Raw genomic sequence first — 25,823 nt, forward strand, 5'->3', positions numbered from 1 at the left:
CTTTTTGGGGTGTTTGTGATAGTCTATGAACCATAGAATCTTTAAGAGAGGTTAGGTGAGTTATGCTAATTCCATACATTTCAAATTATGAGAAAGTAGTTATGGGTTTGTTATCTTATCTAGATGCCTATAAGTCTATGGATGACTTGATGGCAGAAATGAAGCGTATAAAAGCAGGTAAGCGTCAACTTTACTTATGGCGTGATGAAGAAACCGATAATATTGTCGGTATTATTGGTTTTGACCAAGATGAGGAAAAAGAATTAGTATTAGTACGTTATAGCTCAGTTAATCCTTCTTTCGACCAAAATGAGATTACCTATGCCATGCTGACTGCTTTAACCCAGGAATTTCCTATGTATACCATTAGCGGCTCACTAGCTATGTCTGATATCTTAAAAGGATGGGCCTTACATGAGCAACGTACCATGCCACATATCATTCATCACGATGGGGAAGGTTTATGAATAAAACTAAGCAAGAAAACACTGAAACTTCTAATGATGAATTACACATCGATCTAGCGGCTTTTGAGGGGCCGCTAGATTTGCTTTTGCACTTAATTAAGCAGATGGAAGTTGATATTTTTGATATTCCCATTGTTGATATCACCAACCAATACCTAGAAACGATTCACCGCCACCAAAAAAGGGACTTGGAACTAGCCAGTGACTACTTGATTATGGCGGCCAGTTTAATTGAAATTAAGACTAAATTACTCTTACCCAAAAAATCCATGGAAAAAGAAGAGGAAGACGATCCACGTGCCGATTTAGTCCAACAATTACTAACTTATAAGCAATATAAGGCTGTCTCAGCGATCTTAGAAGAAAAACAAGCTGACCGGTCTTTGAGTTACTCTAAAGAGGCCAGTGACCTCTCGGATTTACAAGCCGTTGTGCCTTTGCCTGAAAACGAAGTAAGCAGTGAAGACCTCTTATCGGCCTTTAAAAAAATGTTTTTACGCTTGAAGCAGGAACAACCACTTGAAAGAACTGTAAAAGGGGAAACTTTTACTATTGATGAGGCGATTACGAGTATCGAAGAAGCCTTGGACCAAGAGTCAGACCACTTGTCCTTTTTTTCTTTGCTGAGTTCGAATCAGCCTAACAGAGAGAAAGTGGTGACTTATTTTCTGGCTCTGTTACAATTAGTTAAACAAGGAAAATTACTTATCCAGCAAGATCAGATTGCTGCAGATATAAGCATACAAAAGAAGGATGATGGGGATTGACCATTGAGGGTGCTTGCGAAAGTTTATTATTCGTTGCTGGTGAGGAAGGCCTTAGCCTAGAGGAACTAGCTAATCTTTTAGATCTTTCTAAAGAAAAGGTCCAGTATAGTTTATGGAACTTAGACAAAAAATTAAAAACTGATAGTCAGCGGGGGCTAGAATTAGTATGTCTAGGGGGGCGCTATCAATTACTGACTCAAAAGATCTATGCTGACTTAATCCAAAAATATGCAGTCAGTCCTTTTGCTTTGAAGCTGTCCCAACAAGCCTTGGAAACCTTGGCAGTGATTGCCTACCAAGGCCCAATTACCCGATTAGAAATTGATGAAATCAGGGGAGTTCAATCGCAAGCCATGATTAAACGTCTCTTATTGCATGACTTGATTGAAGAAGCTGGGCGAAAAGAGGGACCTGGACGTCCGATTCTTTACCAAGTCACTAATTATTTTTATCAATATTTTGGATTGAATTCAATAGCTGACCTCCCTGATATATCATCGCTTTTACCTGAAGATGAGGAAGATAAGAGCTTATTTGATGAAGAAGGAGATAAATAATGGAAAGATTACAAAAGGTCATTGCCCATGCTGGGGTGGCTTCGAGACGTGACGCCGAAAAATTAATCCTTGCTGGCCGGGTGCAGGTCAACGGCCAGGTGGTTACTGAACTCGGCACTAAGGTCACCAAGAAGGACCTCGTTGAAGTTGACCAGGTGCCTATATATAAAGAAGAACCCGTTTACTACTTATTTAATAAGCCGGATGGGGTCATTTCTTCTGTTGCTGATGATAAGGGCAGAAAAGTAGTGGTTGATTATTTTAAAGAGATCCCCCAACGTATTTATCCTATCGGGCGTTTAGATTATCATACGACTGGAGTCTTACTTTTAACCAATGATGGGGAATTTGCTAATTTATTAATGCATCCTCGTTACGAAATTGATAAGGTCTACGTGGCTAAGGTAAAGGGCTATCCTAGTCCCGATGCTCTTAAGCGCTTAGAAGAAGGTCTAGTGATAGACGGGCAGAAAACCGCTAAGGCTAGGGCACGCATTCGGAAAAATAAGGCTGCTAAGGAAAATGCAACTGTTGAGTTGACAATTCATGAAGGACGTAATCGTCAAGTCCGTAAGATGCTTGAAGCAGTTGGCCATCCCGTAAAACGTTTGAACCGCGAACGCTATGGCTTTTTAACGACTGAAGGTCTAGGAGTGGGTGAATACCGGCCATTATTAAAAGCTGAAGTTGAGCGTTTAAAACAATATGCCTTACAAAAATAAAACGCTTGCATTTCTCCTATAATGGGGTTATAATTTATTTGTAAAATTAAATAAATGAAATCTTCGGGGCAGGGTTAGATTCCCGATCGGCGGTGATAGTCCGCGAATCAGTGAGCTGATAGAACTAGTGAAATTCTAGTACCGACTGTAAAGTCAGAATGGGAGAAGATAGTAAATACTTACTAATTAATTCTTTTCATTGAAGACTTTCGGTGAAAGGAATTTTTTATTTTCAAGAAATAACAATTAACCCTGACTGAGAAGAAGAAAGGGGAAATTGTTATGAAAACAAGTACACGTCAGTTAATCGTTACCGCAGTTATGGGGGCTATTGCCTTTATCCTTATGATGTTTTCTTTTCCGATATTGCCTGCTATACCTTTCTTAAAGGTCGATTTTTCTGATGTACCGATCCTATTTACCACCTTTTTGTTTGGACCATGGAGTGGTGCAGGGGCTGCTTTTGTACGGAACTTTTTACACTATATGCAAACAGGTGGTAATGCGGGTTACCCAATCGGAGATATGGCTTCTTTCATAGCTACTCTTTCTTATTGCTTGCCAATTTACTATATTTTACGTAATTATGATCTTCGTTTGAGCAAACAAGTTGAAACGGCTAAGTACTATGTCAAAGTCTGCTTTGCTTTTGCAATCGGTAGCGTGTTAATGACGTTTGTCCTTTCTTTAGCTAACTACTATGTCATTACTCCCTTCTATATGGCTGTGATGAATTTCGAAATTCCTAACATGCAGGAATATATTCTTTATGGCATAGTTCCCTTTAATTTACTCAAGGGTCTGATTATTTCGATAGCTAACTTTATTGTTTTATCGGCTGCCTTACCTGTGGCTAAGCGGCGTTTAGTTTAGTTCAGGGCAGTTATTATTCGCTAGGTAAATCCCTTGCTATTGAAATAAAAAAGACACCAGCTTAATGAGAAGCTAATACTTGCTTGGCTCCTTAAGCTGGTGTTTTTATATGTTTCGTGTTGTTAAGATGGCATTCTTCTTCCTGGACTTTAAGAAAATTTGAGTTGGTTAATCATTTGGTAAATCCAACCTAAATCTTCAGTCGTTAGATCATCCTTTATTGTATGAATGGTTATGCCCTTAAGATTAAATAAGGGGTAGGTGGTTAATAAAATATCAATCCTTGAATGGTCTAGGTCTTCCATAAAGTAAGTATCTGTGATGGGGGTGACCTCAATTAATGAGCCAAAAAACAGGTGGAGTTTTCCACAGATTTCTCCAGTACTGTAAGAACGACCGGTATAAACCGCGATATTTAGGCGTTTATAGTCCTTATAAAAATGATTGATAGTTAAGGGATAAAATGAATAGACATAAGAAAACATAATAGCCGTACGTTCGGCCATTAGTCCTTTACTGAAATAGGATTGAAAACTTTCTAGAATTGGCTGTAGACGGGCGTTAAAGCCGGGAAGGATGAGTTCCCATTTTTCCTTTAAATTACTGATTTCTAAAGCAGTCAACTGCATCTTAGAATAATTTTCATTTTCTTTTAAATCGAGCTTATCCTGGCAGCAATTATAGAGTAATAAAAGCAACAAATCCTTCTTATCTTGGTCTAAAGGACTTAATTGCTGGCTGGTCGTTAATTGATCCAATTCTTTAAAGAAGTTAGCGACGGCTTGAGAATGATCATTTGAAGAACGAATTTCTTCCTGTAAGGCTTGGATAGATAAGTAAGTGGTGTGTGGTGCTAGACCGACTAAGAGTTGACGGACAGCTTCAGAATTGATGGATACCTTTAAGCGATACTCGATATCAAAGATAGTAAATTGGGCCTTTGTGGCGGTTAAGGATTCTTGTAAGCTCGATAGGTCCCTTGGTAAGTAACTGTCTTGGACCAGGTCTTTATGCTTATAACGAATTAAATTGATGGCAAGAATAATGGGGAACAAGGGGTGACTACTATAAAGTCCTAGGCTAGGCATGGAGTGCCTTAAGTAGAGGGAGATTTTGTTAATGTCCTGATGACTCACCTCATTAAAAGGCCATTGGGTTAACTGGTAACCAAATTCAAAAAAATCGTAATAAAATTTCCTTACCTCACGTTCGGGACCCTCAATAGTAAAGGGGTTCATGGTGAGACTGAGACTTGGATAATAACTGGTAAAAAATTGGTTAATGGAATCAATGATGCGATAAAGAGTAGACCGACTAACGAATAACTTTTCGCACATATAAGAAATATAGTAAATTTTTTGACTGAAAATGGTCCGTATTAAAATGAAATAAATACTATTGCTAAAAAAGTAAGGATAAAACGCATTAACCTGAGGCGGGGTAGAAGCAACTAATTTGATGTATTTATATTTCATTTCAAACTGTAGTTTGTCAGGAAAAATTAAAATGAGTTGCTTTAAGTCAGAAATTATTGTCTGTGATGAACAATTAAAATGGTTCTTTAATTCTTTGATGGCCACCATTTCTTGGTCACTGCTAATGAGGTATTTGATAATATTTAAGCGCCGCTGGTCTAATTTACTCAGTAGCTTGGCCATTGTTTGGTCTGTTGATGTATCCATTTAAATATTACTCCCTTCTGTAAGAAAAATTAAAGACGACTTGGAAAATTATCCAGTCGTCCTTTTTGTTTTTAATCTCAATCATGTTGATAGTAAATGTCTTTTTAAATAGTGGGCTTGCTTTTTAGAAAAACAGTTATGATACACATGCAGTCTTGATGCGTAAAAACAAATAGTCTTATTACATTAAAACATAAGAATTTGATTTTTAATATACAATCCTTGGGATAGCTATCCCAAAAATTAAATAAAGGCTAAATTATTGAGATCAGACTTAGTAAGAATTACAAAGTCGTATTGATCAGTAATGGTGAGTTAAATAGATAAAATTAATAGGCTTTATTTCGATTAGCCTTTCATCTGCCTCTTCTTTTTCCTTTTCCGTAGGTCTTCGCTATAATGAATGTGAAAATAGACAATGAGGGGGGAAAAGATGTTAGAACTCTTAGCTGAAGTCAAGAAAGGCACAGCAGACTTGAATCAAAATACACTTTATCAGATTCTTATTGGTAAACGCACACCCTCTAGCTTGTTCTACGCCTATAGTCACCAGCTCTTATTCTTATTTAACTTATGTCCTCAATTATCCAAGTTAAGCTGGAAAAAGTTAGGCCAGTTTGATCATGAGCCAGAGACTGATATGCAAACTTTACTGGCTGGTCTAAAATACCGGCAGGGGCTATTTCCAAAAGCTAACCACCAGGCTATACAGACTAGTCTACTCTTATTCTTTCAAGCTCTAGCTAATGCTAGCCATGGTGAAAAAAGCTACCAACCCCTTACACAAAGTGCTCAAATTCAATACCAGATCAAGTGCTTCTTTGCTTGGACGCAAAAAAAGTATCGTAAAAAGGAGTTAGCGACTATACTAGGGCAGGAATTAGAAGCAATTTTAGCTGCTTGGCCACTGGAGCAAGCCGATATGTTATTGGCACGGATCGGTTATGTTGATCTGCCAGCGCTGACTTATGATGAATTAGCAAGTCGTTATCATTTTACTTTAGACCAATGCCATTTGTACTATAGTAGTTTAATTGATCGCCTCATGATCACAGTTCTATCAGCGGATGCTTACCCCCTCTTAAAAAGCTTTTTTGAAAGCTTTATTGCCCCATATCCTCCTTGGTCAGATTCTGCTAATGTGAGCTATCATTATATTAAACAGGGCTATTCATTAGAAAAAATTGCTAAAAACCGCCATTTAAAAGTTTCTACCATAGCTGATCATTATGTGGACATTATGCTTTCTCGTCCAGAAGTTTTAGCCCAGGAAGCCAGTGACTTGTTCGGCGCAGATTTAAAGAAGATTGATTGGTCGCTTGCTTATAATCACTTTGAAAGTTTTCAGAAAGCTTTTCCTAAAGCGCCTTATTGGCTTTACCGTTATTATCAAATGATGCAAGTGAAAGAGGCCAGAAAGGAGCAAATAAGATGTTAGAAGATCTCTTAGCGACTCACTTTGGTTACCAGTCTTTTCGCCCTGGGCAAAAGGAAATTTTACTCCACTTACAGAAGCGAGAAAACACGATTGGTATTTTACCCACTGCTGGCGGCAAGTCATTGATTTATCAGATCTACCAGTATTTAAATCCCGGTCCCATTTTGCTTATCTCCCCTTTGTTGGCATTGATGGAAGACCAAGTTAGTCAGCTGCAGGCATTAGGTTTTAAAGCAAGTGTGGCAATAACTAGTCAATTAAGTAAACAAGAAAAAAACTGGTTACTTCATCATCTCCATGACTTTCAATTTATTATTATGTCACCAGAAATGCTTTCCCAACCCGCAGTCTTACGGCGCTTAAGGCAAATTGCTATCAAACTGATGGTCATTGATGAAGCGCACTGTATTTCTCAATGGGGCTATGATTTTCGCCCGGAGTACAGTGCTCTCAGACAATTTCGCCAAGCCTTAAATCATCCTTTAACCCTAGCCCTGAGCGGTAGTGCTAGTCAAAATACACTAGCAGATATTGCCCAGCATTTGTTTAGTGATTGGGAAAGCTATCAGCGAGTCCAATGCCCCTTGGACCGCCCTAATTTGTTCTATGGTCAATTGAAGCTTAATGAAAAGGACAAATTTCACCATCTTAATTCCTTGCTTGAGACCTTACCGAAGCCGGGAATCATTTATGTCCACAATAAAATGGAGTTGGAAGAACTTTACCAAGATTTAAAAGCGAGCAGCCAGCTAAAGCTCGCCAGCTACCATGCTGACAAGACTAGTGAGGAGCGCTTGCAAGTCCAAGAGCAATTTCAAAAGGGACATCTTGACGCGATTTTAGCCACATCTGCTTTTGGCATGGGGATTAACCAGGCCAATGTACGTTTTGTTATTCACTATCATGCTCCGCAATCATTAGCTGACTATCTGCAAGAGAGTGGCCGATGTGGTCGTGACGGCCAAGAAGCTTTGGTATTACTTTATTCTAATCTCCAAGAAATTAGCCGTTTAAATTATTTTAAAGAGCAAATTGACGCTCAAGCTTCGCCTTTTTATCAAGGATTAAATCAGGCTTATCAGCGGGCTGATTTTTTGCAAAGTCAGACTTTCTTAGCACTTGAGGAGCAAATCCAAAATTTAATCACTTATTTTTACTATAATTATTCACCGCAGGATAAGGAGCAGATTCAGAAGGACTTTCAAAACTATCAAAAAATAAAGAAAAATGAAATCGAACAAATGATTCAATACCTCACCTTAAATAGCTGTTATCGTCGTTACTTGCTAAGTCATTTTTCCAAGGAAAGGATAAGTACTAATCGCTTTTGTTGCTCGCATTGTCAGGCTGATTTTGAAGATACGGCAACTTTTAAGGAATATCTGACCTTGGCCCCTAAGCGCTTGGTGAACCCCAAAGAAAAAGTGTTGAAGGATTGGCGGGCGCGACTTAATGCCTTATTTCCTAGTTAGGAATGGTTTAACTAAGGAAAATACTGACATTTTGCCTAATAAATGCTACAATTTTCTAGTAATAAAGGAGGAATAATCATGGCATTCAAGGACAATTGGAATCAGTTTAAAAATAAATGGAAAAAAGAAGAGCCAGCAGTTGAGGAAGAAAATGCTAACTTAGAAGAGGAAGTTGAAGCAGGACCAGAGACGAGTTCGGCCGATGAGTACGAAAATTTGAAGAACCGTCAATATTCACGGTCTTCCAGAAATAAAAAGGAAAAGGGTGTATCCCCAACGGTCAAGGTCTTGATTGCTCTAGGACTCTTGTTTATTTTGATTCCTTATGCAGCCTATATTATTTACGGCAACCAACAAAAACAACCAGAAAGCATGAATGTGGACCAAGTGATGGTGTCTAAGTCTGAAAATGATTCCCAAAAACAAGCCGAAGAAGAAAGCAAGAAGGCGGAGGAATCAAAACAAGCAGAAGAAAGTAAAAAACAAGAAGAAAGCCAACAAGCGGCTCAAGCTTCTCAACAAGCTGCCCAGGAAGCCCGTCAAGCAGCTGAACAATCCCAAGCCGTTCAACAATCCCAACAACAAGCAGCTGCCCAAGAGCAATCCCGTCAACAAGCGAGTCGAAACCAAAATCAACAAAATACCAATCAAAATCAAAATGTAGGAAGTTATCAAGTTTCTGCTGGAGATAACCTTTATCGGATAGCGGTTAACCATGGAATGACTCTGAATCAATTACTGGAATTAAACGGCTTACATGCCAATTCACCGATCGCACCGGGTACGGTTCTTCGGGTCTACCAATAGGCGCTAAGGTTGAGTAATTGAGGAATAGAAAATGAAAAAAATTAACATTGCTATTGACGGCCCCGCTTCTTCGGGAAAGAGTACCATCGCTAAACGATTGGCTGAACGTTTAAACTATGTTTACTTGGATACGGGTGCCATGTACCGCTGTGTAACTCTTTTGGCCTTAAAAGGACAGATTGAAGCTGAAAACTCACCAGCACTTAATGGCCTATTAGAAAGCATCGATATTCAATTTGAGACGGACTCTGAAGGCCAAAAGATCTTCCTTAATGGACGGGATGTGACTAAGGCAATCCGTCAAGACCATGTTACCCAAGCGGTTTCTGCTTATTCTGCGATCGACCGAGTTCGCCAGGCTATGGTTGAACGACAACAAAGTTGGGCTAGAAACCATACTGGCTTAGTGATGGATGGTCGTGATATTGGAACCGTGGTATTGCCTGATGCCGATCTTAAGATTTTCCTCACCGCTTCAGCAGCAGTTAGAGCGAAGAGACGATTCTTAGAAAATCAGGCTAAAGGACTATCTGAACAAACAATTGAAGAATTAACTGAGGCAATTGAAGCTCGTGATTACTACGATGCCCATCGTGAAAATAGCCCCTTAAAAGCAGCTGGGGATGCTATTGTTATTGATAGTTCTGATTTGAATTTAGACCAGGTTGAAGAAAAGATATTGAGTCTAATTGAGGAAAAAGAATAAATAAATAAGATAAATCTAAAAAAAGCTTTAAGAAATTTGTCTTATTTAAATTAACATGTTATAATCGAAGGGTATTCATTGACCAAAGTGTCGATGGTTAGTACTTTTATTTACAGGAGAGGATATAAGTTTATGACAAATGAGTTTGAACAACAAGCAAATAACGAAGTAGAGGCAAATGAAGAAATGCCTTCTATGGAGGATATGCTTGCAGAAACAAAAGAAGTGAAAATTGGTGATACGGTAACAGGAGAAGTATTAACCATTGATGAAAACAATCAATTAATTGTTGGTATTGAAGGCGCTGGTGTTGAAGGGGTCGTACCTTTCCGTGAATTGTCATCTTCCCATGTTGACGATGTCACTGAAATCGCTAATGTTGGTGATACTCTCGAATTAGTGGTTGTAAAACACATTAAAGATAAAGAAAACGGAACTTTCTTACTTTCTCGTCGTCGTTTAGAACAAAAGAAAGTTTGGAAAGAATTAGAAGAAAAAGCTGAAAATGAAGAAACCATTACTGTTCCAGTAACAAAAGTTGTTAAGGGCGGTTTAGTGGTTGATGCTGGCGTTCGTGGTTTCATCCCAGCTTCTATGGTTGAAGACCACTTTGTACGTGACTTCACACCATATAAAGGCAAAGAATTAGAAGTGAAAATTGTGGAAATTAATCCTCAAGAAAACCGTTTAATTCTTTCCCATAAAGAAATTGCTCGTGAACAAGCTGAAGCTGAACGTGCCGAAAAATTAGCAAAATTTGAAGAAGGCGAAGTTGTTGAAGGAACTGTCGCTCGCTTAGCTAACTTTGGTGCTTTTGTTGACTTAGGTGGTATCGATGGTTTAGTTCACATTTCACAAATTGCTCACCACCATGTTAACCATCCTTCTGATGAATTAGAAGTTGGCCAAACTGTTAAGGTGAAGATCTTGTCAATCGATGAAGACCGTGATCGTATCTCCTTATCTACTAAGGCAGCTACTCCAAGTCCTTGGGAAGATATTGAAGAAAAAGCTCCTAAAGGCGCTGAACTTGATGGTGTGGTACGTCGAATCGTAGACTTTGGTGCTTTCGTAGAAGTCTTCCCTGGCGTTGAAGGTTTAGTTCACATTTCACAAATTTCTCATGAACATGTCAACCATCCTTCGGATAAACTTGAAGAAGGCCAAGATATTAAAGTCAAAGTGCTTGATGTAAATCCAGAAGAACACCGTCTATCTTTATCAATCAAAGCGCTTGAAGAAGCTCCAGAACGTTCTGAGTCTGACAAAGACGAACAAAGAGCTCCACGTCGCGAACGTAAGAGCCAAGCAAATAACCGTCGTAACAAACCGGCTCAAGCAAAACGTTCACAAGCATCTCAAAGTAGCAATGACGAAGACACAGGCTTCTCATTCGCTGATCTTTTAGGTGACCAACTAAAAGACTTAAATCTTGACGATTCTTCAGAAGATTAGTAAAGATTAATAAGGGCTGGGAGCTATCCCGGCCCTATTTTTGTTTAATCCGATTGGAATATTTATTCGCCTAGAAGGAGGGGACTATGGATGAAAACCTTAAATATCGCCATTGTCGGACGACCTAATGTGGGAAAATCGACAATTTTTAACCGGATCGCCGGGCAAAGAATCAGCATCGTTGAAGATGTTCCTGGAGTAACCCGTGACCGTGTCTATGCCCAAGGAGAGTGGCTGGGGCGGAAGCTACGTTTAATTGACACTGGGGGGATTGAATTTAACGACGAACCCTTTGTCGAACAAATCCGCCTGCAAGCAGAAATTGCAGTGGAAGAGGCTGATTTAATTATTATGATGACTAGTGTAGTTGATGGGGTTACAGAAACGGATGAAATGATCGCCCGTCTACTGCAAAAGTCTGATAAACCTGTCCTCTTAGCGGTAAATAAGGTGGATAACCCCGAATTACAAGCAGAAATTTACGATTTTTACCGACTAGGCCTTAATGATCCCTATCCAATTTCAGGTGCACACGGCCTAGGAATCGGAGATCTCTTGGCAGAAATCTACCGTCTCTTTCCTTTAGAAGATGAGGATAGCGAAGATGAGGAAACGATTTCTTTTGCCTTAATTGGACGGCCAAATGTGGGAAAATCCTCCTTAGTAAATGCGATTTTGGGTGAGAACCGTGTGATTGTTTCTGATATTGCTGGCACCACCCGAGATGCAGTGGATACTTACTTTTCATATAATGAGCGCAGTTTTAAAATTATTGACACTGCAGGGATTCGTCGAAAAGGGAGAGTCTCTGAATCAACTGAGAAATATAGTGTCATGCGGTCGATGTCTGCGATTGAACAGGCATCTGTTGTCTTGCTCGTCCTCAATGCCGAAGAAGGGATCCGTGATCAAGATAAAACCGTAGCTGGCTACGCTCATGAGGCAGGGAAGGGAATTATTATCCTAGTTAACAAATGGGATGCCCTAAAAAAAGACAGTCACACCATGAAGGAATTTGAAGATAATATCCGCGCTCAATTCCAATTCCTATCCTATGCCCCTATCCTTTTTGTCTCTGCGAAAAGTAAGCAGCGTTTAGATAAGATTCCAGATCTTATTATCCAAGTTCATGAAAACTTTAACCGTCGGATTCAATCCTCCCTACTTAATCAAGTTTTGGCGGATGCTATCCGCATTAATCCAGCGCCTTCAGATAAAGGGAAAAAGTTACGGGTTTACTATATGACTCAGGTGAGCGTAGGGCCACCGACCTTTGTCGTGATGGTCAATGACACTGATCTTATGCATTTTTCCTATGAGCGCTTCCTGGCTAACCAAATTCGGCAAGCCTTTGATTTTAGCGGAACGCCCCTGCATATCATTAGCAGAAATCGGCGGTAAAACATTGAAATATAAGGTATAAATGTTGTTATGACGTGCTTTCTGTGGTATATTTATAGAGAATTGTCATTGATGATAATTCTCCATTCACGAGAAGAATGGAAATATTTTTGGAGGTGTAAAAATGGCTAATAAAGCTGACTTAGTACAAAAAGTAGCTGAATCAACTGGTGAATCTAAGAAAAATGTTCAACCAGTCGTTGATGCAGTATTTTCTTCAATTGAAAACTTTTTAGCTGATGGGGAAAATGTTCAAATTATCGGTTTTGGTAATTTTGAAGTACGTGAACGTGCCGCTCGTAAGGGACGTAATCCACAAACCGGTGAAGAAATTCAAATTCCAGCAAGTAAAGTACCTGCATTTAAAGCAGGTAAAGGTTTAAAAGACGTTGTTAAGGGCTAATCTTCCTTAACTTGAAACTGCCAAGTTCTCAGAAGGACTTGGCAGTTTTTATTTATTACTTATCGGTAGGGTTAAGCTTTATATCTATGCTAAAATAAACAAATATGGAGGTTAGCATGAAGGAATTATATGAGGAAATCACCGAACTGATTGTTCAAGAAAAATATGACCAAGCCCAAGAAAAATTAGCGGACTTGCTTAACCAACTGATTAAAAGGGGAAGTAAGGAAGATTTTGCTCAGCTGGGCTATAATTTACAACAACTTGGCTTTATTCCCTATGCCAAGGCCATTTATCAGGAAGCCGCTAAGTGCTATCCCGGTGAAGCCACCTGGCCTTTGCTATTGGGAGAATTGGCTATGGACGATGGCCGCTATGAAGACGGCTTGGATTACCTACTCAGTATTGATCCAAATGATGATTTATATCTGGAAGCCTTGCTATTGGAAGCTGACGCTTATCAAATGCTCAGTCTACCTGAAGTTAGTCTGGCTAAATTGAAGGAAGCCAACCAACTGGCTCCTGGTCAAGAGGCGATAGAATTTGGTATGGCTCAATTAGTCTTTACTATGGGGGACTTCAAAGAAGCCCTTAAACTTTACCATGACCTAAGTCAAAAGGAGGGCCTGAGCCCTGAAATTAGAGAAGAAGTGAAAGATAACTATCAGTATGCCCTAGTTGCTACCGGTCAATATGACAAGGCGGCTCAGCTGCTTTCTAATAAAGAAAACAGCGCACTGAGCCAGGCTGAGAAGGAACAATTAGCCTTTCTCGCATACCACGACGAGGATTATAGCTATTGTGACCAATTACTAAGTCCTCTCTATGAAAATAATTTGCTAGATCCTTCCTATTACCTACTTTTAGCCAAGTGTAAATGGGAGCTTCATGAAAGCGATCAGGCTCTAAGAGTCATTAATGAAGCCATTAGTAAGGACCCTTATGCCAGCGTCTTATACATGGAAAGAGCAAATTTCTATTTCTACCTTAAGGAATTCAAGCAGGCCCAAGCAGACTATGAGAAGGTCCTAGAAGCTGATGAGGATAATATCAGAGCTTATCAACAATTATTACGTTTGGCATTAGACTCTGATAATGAGGATAGGGCTCAAGAACTTATTGAGGCCATGAAGGATAAGGGGATCAGTGATGGAAATAGTCACTGGTTAATGGCCCAGTTCTATAATCAAACGGAAAATTATGATCAAGCCCGAAAATATTATGACCTGGCTAGTCGCGATTTAAAAGATGACAATGACTTCTTAGTGGACTATATCTATTTCTTAAGGGAAGAGGGTCAATTTAGAAAAATTGTCAAACTATTAGCTGATAAACCAGAACTCAAGCAATCCCCAGCGCTTAGCTCAGTTATCGACCAAGTAAAAGACTGGGAACAGGAGCTTTAAGTCATGCTATAATGGTGCATATGAAGATTGATAGTGAAAGGAAGCGATCAAGATGAAGGTAATGGTTACTGGTTTTCTAGGAAAAATGGGACAGACGACTGTCAATATGATTAATGAAAGTGACGACTTTACGCTAGCAGCCCTAGTTAACCATCATTTAGACCAACATCAAGACGACTTGGAAACTTTTAAAGGCTTGGCGCCAATTTATTCTAGTGTGGAAGAAGCCTTAGTGGAGGTTGAAGTCGATGCTGTAGTTGATTTTACCCAGCCAAGTGTGGTTTATGATCATTGTAAGACTTATATTGAACATAATATTCATCCTGTCATTGGAACTTCAGGTTTAGAAAGTGATGAAATTAGCCACTTACAAGCCTTAGCTAGTGAAAAGAAACTAGGTGGAGTGATTGCACCTAATTTTGCAATATCATCCGTCCTCATGCAACTATTTAGTCAAGAAGCTGCCAAATATTTGGACCATGTCGAAATTATTGAAATGCACCATGAGCAAAAAGCAGATGCGCCTAGCGGTACCGCCATTAAGACAGCGGATTTAATCCATGAAAGTCAAAAGCAAAAAGAAGGCCTTGTCGTTAACCGTAATGAATCGATAGCAGGGGCTCGTGGAGCTGATTATAAAGGGATTCCTATCCATAGTGTCCGTTTGCCTGGCCTAAATTCGCATCAAATTGTCCAATTTGGCGCGCCAGGAGAAGGTTTGACTATCCGCCAAGATTCTTATAACCGTGAATCCTATATGCATGGTGTTGCTCTTGCCCTAAAGGCTAGTGACCAATTAGAGGAATTTGTCTACGGATTGGAACACATTTTATGATTATTGATAATAAAGAATTCCAAAAAGCCTTACCGGTTTTAAAGAAAATAGAGACTTTCGGTTACCAAGCCTACTTTGTCGGAGGCTGTATCCGTGATGCTTTATTGGGATTGGCTAGCCATGATGTTGACATCGCCACCAGTGCTTTTCCCGAAGAAATTCAGGCAATCTTCCCCAAACATTTTGATGTAGGCCTAGAACATGGAACGGTTATGGCTTATTTCAATGGAGACACCTATGAAATCACTACCTTTAGAACGGAATCTGAATATGAAGATTACCGCAGACCTAAAGAGGTAACTTTCGTTCGCTCCCTAGAGGAAGACCTTCTTCGCCGTGATTTTACGATTAATGCCATGGCTATGGATTCTGAAGGGGACTTGATTGATTATTTTCAAGGGCAAGAAGATTTAAAAGCAGGGCGTTTACGTGCGGTCGGGAAGGCTCATGACCGCTTTCAAGAAGACGCTCTGAGGATGATGCGGGCAGTGCGCTTTGCTAGTCAATTAGGTTTTGACCTTGAGCTTGATACTGCTCAAGCTATAAAGGAGTCAGCGCCTTTACTTGAAAAAATTGCTGTCGAACGGATAGAGACAGAGATGGCTAAATTATGGCAAGGCCAGCACTGGCAAGCCGGCCTGACCGATTTTATTGATTTACAGCTCTATCGTTACTGTCCACTAACGGAAAATGGCCAAGACACTTTCAAAAAGATGGTGGATGTCTTGAGTCCTGAGCGGGCTTTCCCTAGTGATACTTTTGCTTGGGCAGTTTATTTTTTCCTGGCTAAGTGTGACTTGCAATTTATTGATGACTTTACCCGGTCTTGGAAAATGTCGAATAAGCAGAACCGGTTAATTAAGGAATATTTCCTAGCCTTAACCGCCCGTCAAGAAAGTCAGTCTGCTTGGACAGCGCAATTACTCTATCGTTTTGGCTTAAACACAGCTCAAACAGTGGAAAATTTCATTCAAGGAGACGACCAGGCTAAGAGTGAATTTGCTCGTCATTTCCCTAAAGGAGAAGCCGGGCAAGTGGAAGCCATATGGAAAGCGCTGCCTATCCATAGCCGTAAAGACTTAGCCCTTAATGGCCGCGATATTATTGCTGACTTAGCCCCGAATGATAAACGCCTTATTGGCCAGTATCTTAATCAGGCTGAAGCAGCTGTTGTTGCTGAACAATGTCCTAATAGCAAGGACGACTTACTAGCCTATTTGAAAGCCAATCAATGAACTGAAAATAGAAGGAGTGTACGGTAGATGCCTGTTAAATATGCCGTGGTTGATTTAGAGACTACCGGTACCAAATATAACCGTGGCGACCGCATTATTCAAATTGGGGTTGTTTTTTTAGAAGGGCAGAAAAAGATTGGTGAATTTAAAAGCAATATCCAGCCACTCATCCCTGTTCCTAAAAATATTAGCGATTTAACTGGTATCCAGACTGAAGATTTACGGGATGCCCCCCTATTTGAAGACATTGCTCCAGACCTCTTTCAACAATTACAAGATTGTGTCTTTGTGGCCCACAATATTAATTTTGATTATAAATTTCTTAGCGCTTCCTTTGAAGGCGTAGGTTTACCGGCTCTTGATCTAGAGGGGATCGATACAGTGGAATTAATCCGCGTCCTATATCCACAGGCAGCCAGCTATAAGCTAGGAGATTTTTCTCTTGACCATGGCATTAATCTAGTGAAGGCCCATACTGCTATTGAAGACGCCCGGGCCACTGCTCAATTACTAGTCCAAGTCATGGATAAAGTGGCCAGCCTCCCTGAATCTTTATATAAAGCAATGCAGCCCTGGTTAAAATTCTTTATTCGGCAAAGCGGGAAATATTTCAGCTATTGGTATAATCATGCCCATTGTCAAAGAAATAAGGGCCTGATCCGTGGATCATTTACCCTTAATCCTGAAATTAATGAGGGCCTATATCGGCCGCTAGCTGGTACAGAAGAAGACCAAGATAGTGGTCATCTGAGTATCCAAGAGGATGTAATGAATTTCTTTGACCAAAATAGTGACCAATTTGCTTTTTTGAAAGCCAATTCGGGCCAAGGAAAAACCTATAACAGTATCTTAGGTCAATTACAAGTTGCTTCTAAGACTGGGAAACATTTAATCGTATCTTTTCCCAATAATGTCATGATCAGACAATGGCAAGAAGACCAGCTGCAAGAATTGGTGAATCAATTGGGGCGAAGGATACAAGTGGCGGTCTTAAAAAGTAAGGACCATTATCTAGATTTAAACACCTTCCAAGCTTATATCAATTATCTGAAGGCCAAGGAAAATCATGTTTCTAAAAATGAAAGTATGTTTACCTTGTCCTTATTACTTTGGGTAAGTGAGACGCAAACAGGAGATTTAGCGGAATTAAATCATGGCTTGAGACAATCTCCCCTCTGGGAACAGTGGGATAATCTGGCACTCTATCAGAATCGTTATCATAGTGACCAGATGCCTATGCAGTGGAATTATTACCAACACCAATTACACTTAGCCAAAAAGGCTGATATTATTTGGACCAACCACGCCTACTTAATTCGCCATAAAGAGGACTTAGTGGCTAAGAACTTATGGACTAAGGCAAGCGATCTGATTATTGATGAGTGCCATCAGCTCCCACAAATTATCGAAAAAGATCTCGCTGTTCATCAGAATTTGGCAGACATCAATGATTACTTAAACCAACAAGAGCATTTTTTTAGTCAGTTAACGGACAAGTATTATCTTGGTACCAGTAATCGAGCAATTGAAGAAGTCTTATACACTTGGCAAGACCAGCTGCAAAATGCTCTTAAAACCTTTGATCATGTCTTGGATGAATTATTGAATCATGACAGTCATGAAGCCGTTTATTTTTCTGGAACTGATCCTCGTTTATATAATACTTATTTACTTTTTGCCCAATTGTGGGAAGATCTCAAAGGGGTTCAAAGAGTCTATGGCACTAGTTTAGCGTTAGCGCAAAAAGAAAAGTTATTAAAGCAAAATCACATACAAAAATGGCTACAAGCCTTGGGGCTGGGTCAAAAAATTATCGAAGATATTCAGAAACTGTTTACCAATAAGAATGATTATTATTATATAATTAGCTATCCAGAAAATTATCCTCGAGTTAGCGCTTATCCTAAGGCGGTAGCAGACTTTATGAGTGAAATTTGGGAAAAGTGTCCGAGTCAGGTGCTATTCTTATCGGCTACAGTTAATTTGCCGGAAAGTCGACGGAGTCTGGAAAGCATGTATGGGATAAAAAAATATCATCTCTATACTTATCCAATTGATCAGACGATTTATGCCAATAAAGGCTTGTATATTCTTAGCGATTACCCCTCCCTCCATGATTTATCGGAGAAGGAATCGATCCACTATTTAGCAGAGATTTTACAGGCGCTATTGATTAACGGGGATAAGAAAATTTATCTCATGCTCAATTCCAAACAGCTATTGGCTGCCTTAAATCATTTTATTCAAGAATCTTGGCCGGAAGAGCTCATCGCTGTCACTTTTATTCAAGGGAAAAAATATGGCCACCAAGATGCCATCAGTCGCTATAATGATAGTCACCATGGCCTCCTGATCGGATTGCAGGCCTTGACTGAGGGCCTACATTTACCATCTCATAGTGACTATTACCTACTAGCGAGATTACCTTTTCGCTCGCCAGATGAAGTGAGGGAGCAAGCCCGTCGTGACTACTGGGAGGAGCGTAATCAGAGTTATTTCTATCAAGAATCCTTACCCCAAATGCTCTTACGCTTCAAGCAGAGTTTAGGACGTATGCTGAGTGATCAAGCGCCGGCCGACTTTATTGTTTTAGATAAGCGGCTCTTTTATAGTTCTTATAAGGATGCGATTGATAAGGTAATTGGGGATGAACTAAGAGTAGAAGAAGTCAGTTTAGACGCTATTCTCAAGTCTGACTAAAGGAGAGACCTATGACAAGAAGATTAGCAAATGCATTTCTTGTGTGTTTAATTATTATTAATTTTGGCTTATTTACGATTTTCTTCAATTCACAAAAACCAATTATTCAAGAGGAAAAACAGTTAATGACTATGGCTCGAGAAGATATTGGTTTAAAAAATATGGGGAAATTTTATGTTTTAAATAAGGATCACACGACTTATACTATCCAAGGAGAGAATGACCAAGGTGAGTTCATTTATTATGCCTATCAACCGGAAACTAATAAAAAAATAACCGGCAAGGTGAACGAATTAGTCAATGAACAAGAAGCTAAGTCATTGACCTTAAATAATGTGAATACCCAAGAGGTCAAAGAAGCCCGGATTGGAATTGAAGATGACCAATTGGTATGGGAAGTTTCCTTTATTAACCAAGATGGACACTTGGGCTATCATTACATTAATGCAGCGAGTGGCCATTGGTATGAAACCATAGATAAATTATAGGAGGAAAGCTAGCATGTTTTCGAAACGCGCTTTAGAATTAAAAGAATCAAGCACCCTTAAGGCCAGTGATCGCGCCAAACAATTAAAAGCTCAAGGCAAGGATATTATTAGTTTAACCTTAGGAGAGCCAGATTTTCCTACGCCTAGTCCAATTGTTGATTATGCTAAAGCAGCATTAGAGCAAGGGAAAGGCCACCATTATACGCCAGCTGGAGGACTTTTAGAAGTTAGAGAAGCTATTGCTAAATTTCATCAAGAAAAAGATGGGGTAGCTTATACGGCTGATCAAGTCTTTATTGCTAACGGCAGCAAGTTAGTCCTTTATGATTTGTTCCAAATTCTATTAAACCCAGGCGATGAAGTAATTGTTCCAAGTCCCTATTGGGTGAGTTATGAAGAACAGATACGTTTAACTGGGGCCAAGGCAGTTTTAGCTCAAACTGATGCTGACAATGATTTCCGTTTAACGCCTGAAATTATTGACCAATACCTCACTCCAGAAACAAAGATTTTGCTGCTTAATTCACCGGCTAATCCGACCGGAACGGTTTTAAGTAAGGAAGAGTTAGCGGCTATTGCTGACTACTGTTTGGAGCACAATCTATTGATGATTGCTGATGAAATTTATAGCCAGTTAGTTTATAACGGCAACCAGTTTTATTCTCTTGCTGCTATAAGCCCTGAGGCTCGTGCCAATACCATTGTGGTGAATGGTATGTCAAAGAGTTATGCGATGACAGGTTGGCGCTTAGGCTATTGTTTGGCTGATCAAAAAATTATAAAAATGCTCAACAAATTAGCGGGTCAAATCAGTGGTAATGCAGCTGGTGTGAGCCAATACGCGGCTTTAGGGGCCTTCAAGAGCGGTCCGGAATTGGTTGAATCCATGCGTTCAACCTATGAAGATCGTCTAAATAAGGGCTATGAGGCCGTAATCAATTTACCAGGTTTTGAACTAGCTAATAAACCCCAAGGGGCCTTTTATCTATTTCCAAAATGCCAGCAAGCTGCTTTAAGCTGTGGTTATGATAGTGTCGATGATTTTGTCATGGCGATTCTAGAAGAAGCCCACGTTGCTTTGGTAGCGGGATCCGCCTTTGGCATGCCAGAACATGTCCGTTTATCTTATGCGACTGATGAGGATTTATTCTTAGAGGCAATTGAGCGGATTAGTAGCTTTATGCAAGAAAAAATGAATTAAGAGGGTGGACTTTAGTGGTTGAAAGAAAACAATATACGGTTTTACAGACCAGCTTATTAGAAAACTATCAAGCGCTCTCTTTGAGCAATGAGGAAGTGATGTTTCTCATTCATATTGTCAGCTTTCAGCAAATGCAAGATGATTTTCCACCGATTCAAGCCTTACAAAAGCGTATGGGCTATAGCCAGGGTGAAACTTATGATATGATTCAGAATTTGATTGATAAAAAATTCTTATCAATTGAGAGCGAAGAAAGTGACCAGGGGCAGCAGATTGAATACTATAGCCTAGACTTGCTTTATCAAAAATTAGAGCGTTTTTTTGAAGAAAACCATGCTAAAAAAGAAAAACAAGCGGAAGAGAAGGCTGAAGGGTCGATCTTTCAAATTATTGAACAAGAATTTGGTCGTCCCTTATCGCCAATCGAATACCAGCAAGTGGCGGCTTGGTTTAGTGAAGACCACTATGATGTGGTAACGGTAAAGGCAGCCATTAAAGAAGCGGTTTTGAATGGCGTATTAAATTTGCGCTACATTGACCGCATTCTAATCAATTGGCAAAAGCAAAATAAAAAAGGTAACGTCGAGACTAGTCCGAACTACCGCAATGCTAAAATTCGTCAGCAAAATAATAACCTTCCCCCAGTCCCTATGACTAAGGTTATCAATACACCTGATGATGAGTGAGAAAAATAGAAATCCTAGCATAAGAAAACCGCATGCAATCATTAGCTGCGGTTTTTTTGTTTATGCAATTTAATTTTTAAAGTAAGTGGTGCTATGAAGAGGGGCTAGTTTTTCCTCGGGGTAGAGGTAGTGGGTGATGGCGTTGATGGCTGTTGGTGCCTCACCGAAGCCACTAGCGATTAACTGGGTTTTACCTGTATAAGTACAAATATCACCAATGGCGTAGACCCCTGCCAGACTCGTTTGCATGTGTTCATTAACAGGAATACGTTGGCCAAGAGACTCGATAGGCCATGACTTAAAGGCATTGATGTTTGCCTGAAAACCATAAGAAGAAATAATACTGTCTAGCTGAAGGCTCCTGCTTTCCTGACTGCGACTTTTGGTCAATAAGAGTTCTACCTGCTGAGACCCTTCGAGGGCATGAATGGCCTTAGCTTGGTAGGGAGTGAGAATTTCAACATTGCTTTTAGTCTTCAATTGCGCTTGGCTAAATTCATGGCCACGGAATCTATTTCGGCGGTGGACCAGATAAAGCTTCTTGGCGTACTGGCTGACTAATAGAGCATTATCTAAAGCGGTATCGCCTCCCCCTAAAATAGCAACTGCTTGACCCTGAAAATCTTGAGCCTGATTAACGGTATAAAATAACTTGTCTCCTTCAAATTCAGCTTCATTTTTAATATTTGCCGAACGTGGTCTAAAAGCGCCGCCCCCAGCGGCAATTAAGACGGCTCGGCTATAAAAGCATGCCTTTTGACTTCTTAAGGAAAAATAATCCCCTTCATCATTGATTTCAGTGATGTCATGGTTAAAGTGAAAGCTAGTGGTCGAAGCAAAGGGCTTCACTTGTTCCATTAGGGCTTGACTGAGTTCCTTACCCGTAATTTGCGGAAGGGCTCCAATATCAAAAATCGCCTTGTCAGGATACAAGGCGTAGGGCTGTCCGCCAACTTGAGCAAGACTATCAATAATTTGTACAGAAAGCTGACGCATTCCTGCATAAAAGGCGGCGAATAAACCACTGGGTCCAGCGCCAATAATAGTTAAATCTTTGATGTTTTTTTCTGTCATTAAATCATCCAATCAAAATAAAAAAAGATAAAGCGAATAAAAAAGGCAACACCGACCCCAGCGACAAAGCCCCCAAAGACTTCCGAAGGTTTATGCCCAAGATAATCATCGATAACCATATTTTGGTCATCAATCTGATCTAACTTCTCATTGATTGGACCATCCTCTTCACTAACATAGTGTTCACGTAAAATGGCCAATAACTCTCTAATCAGAATGCCTTGTTCACCACTTTGTCTTCTTACCCCCATGGCGTCGAACATAACGATTAACCCATAGGCCGTTGCTATGGCAACGTAGGGAGACAAAAAGCCTTCTTGAAGGATGAGGGAAGTGATTAAAGCGGTTACCGCAGCGGTATGTGAACTGGGCATGCCACCGGTCGTATGGATAATAGAAAGTTTGGTTTCCTTTTTTCCCATAAAGAGATAGGCAATCGGGTATTTAATTATTTGGGTGAAAATAATTGCTACAATCGTGGCAGTTAAGGGGAAATTTTTCACTGGAATGTTTCCTCTCTAATATTAACTAGTGTAATCTTATCATGAATTAGGAGGCTAGAAAAGTTTTTTAGGACCCTGAGAAAGTTTGCTGCTATTGAAAGTCTTCTATACAAAAATTTACGATCTTGGTACAATTAAACTAAGGAGGTAAATAATGAACTATCTACAACTGGAAAGCAATGATCAGAATCCTACCGCAACAATTAAAACCACTTTAGGGGATATTACCCTCACTCTATACCCTGAGGTAGCGCCAAAGACAGTGAAAAACTTTATTGAACTGAGTCAATCTGGGTATTATGACGGGGTTATTTTCCACCGGGTCATTCCAAACTTTATGATTCAGGGTGGCGACCCAACCGGAACGGGTAGAGGGGGAGAAAGTATTTACGGCAGTGCATTTGAAGATGAGTTTTCTAATCAAGTCTTCAACTTTAACGGAGCTCTCTCCATGGCTAATGCAGGGCCAAATACCAATGGCTCGCAATTCTTTATCGTCTCTGCTAAAGAAGTGCCCCAAGCCATGTTAGACCAGATGAAGGCACTCTCTTGGCCTGAAGAAGTTATTGAGAACTATGCACAAAAGGGTGGAACCCCTTGGCTCGATCACAAACATACGGTATTTGGTCAAGTAGTCGATGGGATGGATGTTGTCTATCAGATCGAAGCAGTCGAGCGAGACAGCCATGATAAACCCTTAGAAGATGTATCAATTGTTACGATTGATATTGAAGGCCTTGATCAGTAATGGAGCGTCAAGAAAACTATCGGATTGGCGATGTTCTTAATGGAACCGTGACTGGCATTCAATCCTATGGTTTATTCATCAAATTGGACTCTCATTGTCATGGATTGGTTCATATTTCTGAGGTTGACCATGGCTATGTCACCAACTTAGAAGAACGTTTTTCGGTGGGAGACCAGGTCAAAGTAAAAATCATCGATATCGATGAGTACACCAAGAAAATTAGTCTATCGATTCGAGCCCTTAAAGCAACCAACACCCCAAATTTTCCAGCGCGGATAAAGAAACCCAAGCGGCGTCATACACCACAAATAGGTTTTAAAACAATCAATAAAAAAATGCCTGAGTGGATTGAAAACTCGTTAGCGGATATCCATTCAGGAAAGATTAAAGATTATCGATTGGAGGAATAACATTGTCTACATTAACTTTTGATTATTCAAAAACACAACACTTTATTCAAGATCATGAATTAGACTATTTACAACCCTTTGTGACCGCAGCAGACAAGATGCTACGTGAAAAGACAGGACAAGGTGCTGATTTTACGGATTGGGTAACTCTTCCAGCAGACTATGACAAAGAAGAATACGCCCGCCTAAAAGCAGCTGCCAAACGTATCCAAGACGACTCTGATGTCTTAGTGGTGCTTGGAATAGGTGGGTCCTATTTGGGAGCCAAAGCAGCCATTGACTTTTTAAGTCATCAATTTATTAACTATTTCCCAGCTGATAAAAGAGACTATCCTCAAATTTTATTTGCCGGTAACAGTTTAAGCTCAACTTACCTTAGTGAATTAATTGAAGTGATTGGTGACCGTGATTTCTCAGTCAATGTTATTAGTAAATCAGGAACTACTACTGAAACAGCCATTGCCTTTAGAATCTTTAAGCAATTACTAGAAGATAAATATGGCAAAGAAGCTGCTAAACAACGGATTTATGCGACAACTGATAAAGCAAAAGGTGCCCTACGAGAAGAAGCCGATAAAGAAGGCTATGAGACCTTTATTATTCCTGACGGGGTTGGGGGACGCTTTACCGTTCTAACACCAGTAGGGCTTTTACCAATTGCGGTGAGTGGTGCTGATACAGATGCCCTCCTTGAAGGGGCTAAGCAAGCCATGGAAGACCTATCAGATGCAGACTTGAAGAAAAATAGTGCCTACCAATATGCAGGCCTAAGAAACATCCTTCACCGCAAGGGTTATGACACTGAAATCTTAGTGAACTATGAACCAAAGATGCAATACTTTGCAGAGTGGTGGAAACAATTATTCGGTGAATCTGAAGGAAAAGACCAAAAAGGAATTTATCCATCTTCTGCTAACTTCTCCACCGACTTGCATTCCATTGGGCAATCTATCCAAGACGGAAAACGAAACCTGATGGAAACAGTTATCAAAGTGGATACACCTGAAAGAAATATTGATATCCCTCGCTTAGACAGTGACTTAGATGGACTTTCCTACCTAGAAGGCAAGGACTTGGACTATGTAAATACTAAGGCTTTTCAAGGAACCTTGTTAGCCCATACGGACGGTCGCGTACCTAACTTTGTTATCCATATTGAAGAAATGGATGCTTATCATTTAGGTTACATGATTTACTTCTTTGAATTGACAGTAGGGATGAGTGGCTATCTCAACGGCGTTAATCCATTTAACCAACCTGGCGTAGAAGCATATAAGAAAAATATGTTTGCTTTACTCGGAAAACCAGGATTCGATGATTTAGCTGATGAACTTAACCAACGCTTAGATTAATTTAAAACTAATAATCACTTTTATTAATTAAACTAATTAACTATAAAAACTGAAAAATCAGGCTTTTAGAAGAGGAGTTTCATCAAGAAGCTTCTCTTTTTTATTTATTTCAAACTTTTTTGGAAAAATCTATTGACTTTGATAGCAAAACATTATATTATATTTCTTGTCGCTGATGAGCGGAGCAAAACACAGTTGTTAAATCTTCGCTCGTTCTCAAAGAACAAAAAGTTTATTTCTTCATTTTGAGAGAAAATTCAACAATAAAAAATAAATTTTAAAAAGTTCTTGACAAAGAGATAGTGGTTGCGGTATGATAATAAAGTCGCAACAAGCGATATAGACCTTTGAAAACTGAACAAAGAAGACGAACCAAATGTGTAGGGCATCAACATTTTGTTGATGAACCAACAATTCAAACAATAAGTCTAGACC

25 protein-coding genes and 1 riboswitch are annotated in these 25,823 nt (G+C 39.8%); of the genes, 22 read left to right on the forward strand and 3 right to left on the reverse strand.

Going from position 1 to position 25,823, the window contains the following annotated elements; genetic code table 11:
- Positions 1-101: 101 nt before the first annotated feature.
- The 5 genes from DBT49_RS03960 to DBT49_RS03980 all read left to right on the forward strand — a co-directional run bounded on the left by DBT49_RS03960 (position 102) and on the right by DBT49_RS03980 (position 3,386).
- Positions 102-467: a reductase gene (locus DBT49_RS03960; RefSeq protein ID WP_146742936.1), complete on the forward strand. Its 366-nt coding sequence runs from the start codon at positions 102-104 to the stop codon at positions 465-467.
- Positions 464-1,234, forward strand: a complete 771-nt coding sequence (locus DBT49_RS03965) for a segregation and condensation protein A (protein WP_111821185.1) — start codon at positions 464-466, stop codon at positions 1,232-1,234. Before DBT49_RS03960 ends, DBT49_RS03965 begins: the two co-directional genes overlap by 4 nt.
- A complete protein-coding gene (gene scpB, locus DBT49_RS03970; protein WP_111821184.1) occupies positions 1,231-1,791 on the forward strand; it encodes an SMC-Scp complex subunit ScpB in 561 nt (186 codons plus the stop codon). Before DBT49_RS03965 ends, scpB begins: the two co-directional genes overlap by 4 nt.
- Positions 1,791-2,513: a pseudouridine synthase gene (locus tag DBT49_RS03975; protein ID WP_060778060.1), complete on the forward strand. Its 723-nt coding sequence runs from the start codon at positions 1,791-1,793 to the stop codon at positions 2,511-2,513. Before scpB ends, DBT49_RS03975 begins: the two co-directional genes overlap by 1 nt.
- Before the next feature lie 55 nt (positions 2,514-2,568).
- Positions 2,569-2,687: riboswitch (FMN riboswitch) on the forward strand.
- A 108-nt stretch (positions 2,688-2,795) separates the two neighbouring features.
- Positions 2,796-3,386, forward strand: a complete 591-nt coding sequence (locus DBT49_RS03980; protein WP_013669995.1) for an ECF transporter S component — start codon at positions 2,796-2,798, stop codon at positions 3,384-3,386.
- Positions 3,387-3,535: 149 nt separating this feature from the next.
- Here DBT49_RS03980 and DBT49_RS03985 read toward each other — a convergent pair whose 3' ends face one another.
- Positions 3,536-5,068, reverse strand: a complete 1,533-nt coding sequence (locus tag DBT49_RS03985; protein WP_111821183.1) for a helix-turn-helix domain-containing protein — start codon at positions 5,066-5,068, stop codon at positions 3,536-3,538.
- Between the two features lie 433 nt (positions 5,069-5,501).
- Here DBT49_RS03985 and DBT49_RS03990 point away from each other — a divergent pair, with 433 nt between their 5' ends.
- From DBT49_RS03990 to DBT49_RS04055, 14 genes are all read left to right on the forward strand, one after another.
- Positions 5,502-6,506: a helix-turn-helix domain-containing protein gene (locus tag DBT49_RS03990; protein WP_181566417.1), complete on the forward strand. Its 1,005-nt coding sequence runs from the start codon at positions 5,502-5,504 to the stop codon at positions 6,504-6,506.
- Complete coding sequence (locus tag DBT49_RS03995) at positions 6,500-7,978, forward strand: RecQ family ATP-dependent DNA helicase (protein WP_111821181.1); 1,479 nt, start codon at positions 6,500-6,502, stop codon at positions 7,976-7,978. The genes DBT49_RS03990 and DBT49_RS03995 overlap by 7 nt, the downstream gene beginning before the upstream one ends.
- Positions 7,979-8,056: 78 nt before the next feature.
- Positions 8,057-8,785 (forward strand): LysM peptidoglycan-binding domain-containing protein, encoded by a 729-nt coding sequence (locus DBT49_RS04000; RefSeq protein WP_013669922.1) that lies wholly within the window; start codon positions 8,057-8,059, stop codon positions 8,783-8,785.
- 31 nt (positions 8,786-8,816) lie between these two features.
- Positions 8,817-9,491, forward strand: coding sequence for a (d)CMP kinase (gene cmk / locus DBT49_RS04005; protein ID WP_111821179.1), 675 nt, complete (start codon positions 8,817-8,819; stop codon positions 9,489-9,491).
- Positions 9,492-9,623: 132 nt separating this feature from the next.
- Entirely contained in the window at positions 9,624-10,946 is a 1,323-nt protein-coding gene (gene rpsA / locus DBT49_RS04010) for a 30S ribosomal protein S1 (protein ID WP_111821178.1), read from the forward strand.
- A 90-nt stretch (positions 10,947-11,036) separates the two neighbouring features.
- Positions 11,037-12,347 carry a ribosome biogenesis GTPase Der gene (gene der, locus DBT49_RS04015; protein WP_064293269.1) on the forward strand — a complete coding sequence of 437 codons (1,311 nt, stop codon included), beginning with the start codon at positions 11,037-11,039 and terminating at the stop codon, positions 12,345-12,347.
- Positions 12,348-12,471: 124 nt separating this feature from the next.
- Positions 12,472-12,750: an HU family DNA-binding protein gene (locus tag DBT49_RS04020; RefSeq protein ID WP_013669777.1), complete on the forward strand. Its 279-nt coding sequence runs from the start codon at positions 12,472-12,474 to the stop codon at positions 12,748-12,750.
- Between the two features lie 116 nt (positions 12,751-12,866).
- Positions 12,867-14,156 carry a tetratricopeptide repeat protein gene (locus tag DBT49_RS04025; RefSeq protein WP_181566415.1) on the forward strand — a complete coding sequence of 430 codons (1,290 nt, stop codon included), beginning with the start codon at positions 12,867-12,869 and terminating at the stop codon, positions 14,154-14,156.
- Between the two features lie 46 nt (positions 14,157-14,202).
- Positions 14,203-14,991, forward strand: coding sequence for a 4-hydroxy-tetrahydrodipicolinate reductase (gene dapB / locus DBT49_RS04030; protein ID WP_220091752.1), 789 nt, complete (start codon positions 14,203-14,205; stop codon positions 14,989-14,991).
- Positions 14,988-16,226 carry a CCA tRNA nucleotidyltransferase gene (locus DBT49_RS04035; RefSeq protein ID WP_258451610.1) on the forward strand — a complete coding sequence of 413 codons (1,239 nt, stop codon included), beginning with the start codon at positions 14,988-14,990 and terminating at the stop codon, positions 16,224-16,226. Before dapB ends, DBT49_RS04035 begins: the two co-directional genes overlap by 4 nt.
- Before the next feature lie 27 nt (positions 16,227-16,253).
- Positions 16,254-18,926: an exonuclease domain-containing protein gene (locus DBT49_RS04040; protein WP_111821175.1), complete on the forward strand. Its 2,673-nt coding sequence runs from the start codon at positions 16,254-16,256 to the stop codon at positions 18,924-18,926.
- Between the two features lie 11 nt (positions 18,927-18,937).
- Entirely contained in the window at positions 18,938-19,414 is a 477-nt protein-coding gene (locus DBT49_RS04045; RefSeq protein WP_111821174.1) for a cell wall elongation regulator TseB-like domain-containing protein, read from the forward strand.
- 13 nt (positions 19,415-19,427) lie between these two features.
- Positions 19,428-20,615, forward strand: coding sequence for a pyridoxal phosphate-dependent aminotransferase (locus tag DBT49_RS04050; RefSeq protein ID WP_111821173.1), 1,188 nt, complete (start codon positions 19,428-19,430; stop codon positions 20,613-20,615).
- Positions 20,616-20,629: 14 nt separating this feature from the next.
- Entirely contained in the window at positions 20,630-21,301 is a 672-nt protein-coding gene (locus DBT49_RS04055) for a DnaD domain-containing protein (protein ID WP_111821172.1), read from the forward strand.
- A gap of 69 nt (positions 21,302-21,370) precedes the next feature.
- Here the strand turns inward: DBT49_RS04055 and DBT49_RS04060 are convergent, their stop codons facing one another.
- Both DBT49_RS04060 and DBT49_RS04065 read right to left on the reverse strand, forming a co-directional pair.
- On the reverse strand, positions 21,371-22,375 hold the full coding sequence (locus tag DBT49_RS04060; RefSeq protein WP_111821171.1) for an NAD(P)/FAD-dependent oxidoreductase: 1,005 nt from the start codon (positions 22,373-22,375) through the stop codon (positions 21,371-21,373).
- The gene (locus DBT49_RS04065) at positions 22,375-22,878 is read right to left on the reverse strand and encodes a divergent PAP2 family protein (protein ID WP_111821170.1); all 504 of its coding nucleotides are present in this window, start codon (positions 22,876-22,878) and stop codon (positions 22,375-22,377) included. The genes DBT49_RS04060 and DBT49_RS04065 overlap by 1 nt, the downstream gene beginning before the upstream one ends.
- 154 nt (positions 22,879-23,032) lie before the next feature.
- Here DBT49_RS04065 and DBT49_RS04070 point away from each other — a divergent pair, with 154 nt between their 5' ends.
- From DBT49_RS04070 to DBT49_RS04080, 3 genes are read left to right on the forward strand one after another with little or no spacing between them, the layout of a single operon-like run.
- On the forward strand, positions 23,033-23,626 hold the full coding sequence (locus tag DBT49_RS04070) for a peptidylprolyl isomerase (protein ID WP_111821169.1): 594 nt from the start codon (positions 23,033-23,035) through the stop codon (positions 23,624-23,626).
- Positions 23,626-24,036 (forward strand): CvfD/Ygs/GSP13 family RNA-binding post-transcriptional regulator, encoded by a 411-nt coding sequence (locus tag DBT49_RS04075; protein ID WP_111821168.1) that lies wholly within the window; start codon positions 23,626-23,628, stop codon positions 24,034-24,036. Before DBT49_RS04070 ends, DBT49_RS04075 begins: the two co-directional genes overlap by 1 nt.
- A 2-nt stretch (positions 24,037-24,038) precedes the next feature.
- Positions 24,039-25,388, forward strand: coding sequence for a glucose-6-phosphate isomerase (locus DBT49_RS04080; protein ID WP_111821167.1), 1,350 nt, complete (start codon positions 24,039-24,041; stop codon positions 25,386-25,388).
- Positions 25,389-25,823 lie beyond the last annotated feature (435 nt).

It is taken from the genome of Aerococcus mictus (genome assembly GCF_003286595.3).
Lineage (GTDB): Bacteria > Bacillota > Bacilli > Lactobacillales > Aerococcaceae > Aerococcus > Aerococcus mictus.

Bases quoted from the DNA above. Each gene is read 5' to 3' on its own strand.
- rpsA (WP_111821178.1), top strand. From the start codon at position 9,624: ATGACAAATGAGTTTGAACAACAAGCAAATAACGAAGTAGAGGCAAAT.
- DBT49_RS03985 (WP_111821183.1), bottom strand. From the start codon at position 5,068: ATGGATACATCAACAGACCAAACAATGGCCAAGCTACTGAGTAAATTA.
- DBT49_RS04035 (WP_258451610.1), top strand. From the start codon at position 14,988: ATGATTATTGATAATAAAGAATTCCAAAAAGCCTTACCGGTTTTAAAG.
- DBT49_RS04075 (WP_111821168.1), top strand. From the start codon at position 23,626: ATGGAGCGTCAAGAAAACTATCGGATTGGCGATGTTCTTAATGGAACC.
- DBT49_RS04045 (WP_111821174.1), top strand. From the start codon at position 18,938: ATGACAAGAAGATTAGCAAATGCATTTCTTGTGTGTTTAATTATTATT.
- DBT49_RS03990 (WP_181566417.1), top strand. From the start codon at position 5,502: ATGTTAGAACTCTTAGCTGAAGTCAAGAAAGGCACAGCAGACTTGAAT.
- der (WP_064293269.1), top strand. From the start codon at position 11,037: ATGAAAACCTTAAATATCGCCATTGTCGGACGACCTAATGTGGGAAAA.
- DBT49_RS03975 (WP_060778060.1), top strand. From the start codon at position 1,791: ATGGAAAGATTACAAAAGGTCATTGCCCATGCTGGGGTGGCTTCGAGA.
- DBT49_RS04060 (WP_111821171.1), bottom strand. From the start codon at position 22,375: ATGACAGAAAAAAACATCAAAGATTTAACTATTATTGGCGCTGGACCC.
- DBT49_RS04070 (WP_111821169.1), top strand. From the start codon at position 23,033: ATGAACTATCTACAACTGGAAAGCAATGATCAGAATCCTACCGCAACA.
- DBT49_RS03980 (WP_013669995.1), top strand. From the start codon at position 2,796: ATGAAAACAAGTACACGTCAGTTAATCGTTACCGCAGTTATGGGGGCT.
- DBT49_RS04040 (WP_111821175.1), top strand. From the start codon at position 16,254: ATGCCTGTTAAATATGCCGTGGTTGATTTAGAGACTACCGGTACCAAA.
- DBT49_RS04000 (WP_013669922.1), top strand. From the start codon at position 8,057: ATGGCATTCAAGGACAATTGGAATCAGTTTAAAAATAAATGGAAAAAA.
- cmk (WP_111821179.1), top strand. From the start codon at position 8,817: ATGAAAAAAATTAACATTGCTATTGACGGCCCCGCTTCTTCGGGAAAG.
- DBT49_RS03995 (WP_111821181.1), top strand. From the start codon at position 6,500: ATGTTAGAAGATCTCTTAGCGACTCACTTTGGTTACCAGTCTTTTCGC.
- DBT49_RS03960 (WP_146742936.1), top strand. From the start codon at position 102: ATGGGTTTGTTATCTTATCTAGATGCCTATAAGTCTATGGATGACTTG.
- DBT49_RS04025 (WP_181566415.1), top strand. From the start codon at position 12,867: ATGAAGGAATTATATGAGGAAATCACCGAACTGATTGTTCAAGAAAAA.
- DBT49_RS04020 (WP_013669777.1), top strand. From the start codon at position 12,472: ATGGCTAATAAAGCTGACTTAGTACAAAAAGTAGCTGAATCAACTGGT.
- DBT49_RS03965 (WP_111821185.1), top strand. From the start codon at position 464: ATGAATAAAACTAAGCAAGAAAACACTGAAACTTCTAATGATGAATTA.
- DBT49_RS04050 (WP_111821173.1), top strand. From the start codon at position 19,428: ATGTTTTCGAAACGCGCTTTAGAATTAAAAGAATCAAGCACCCTTAAG.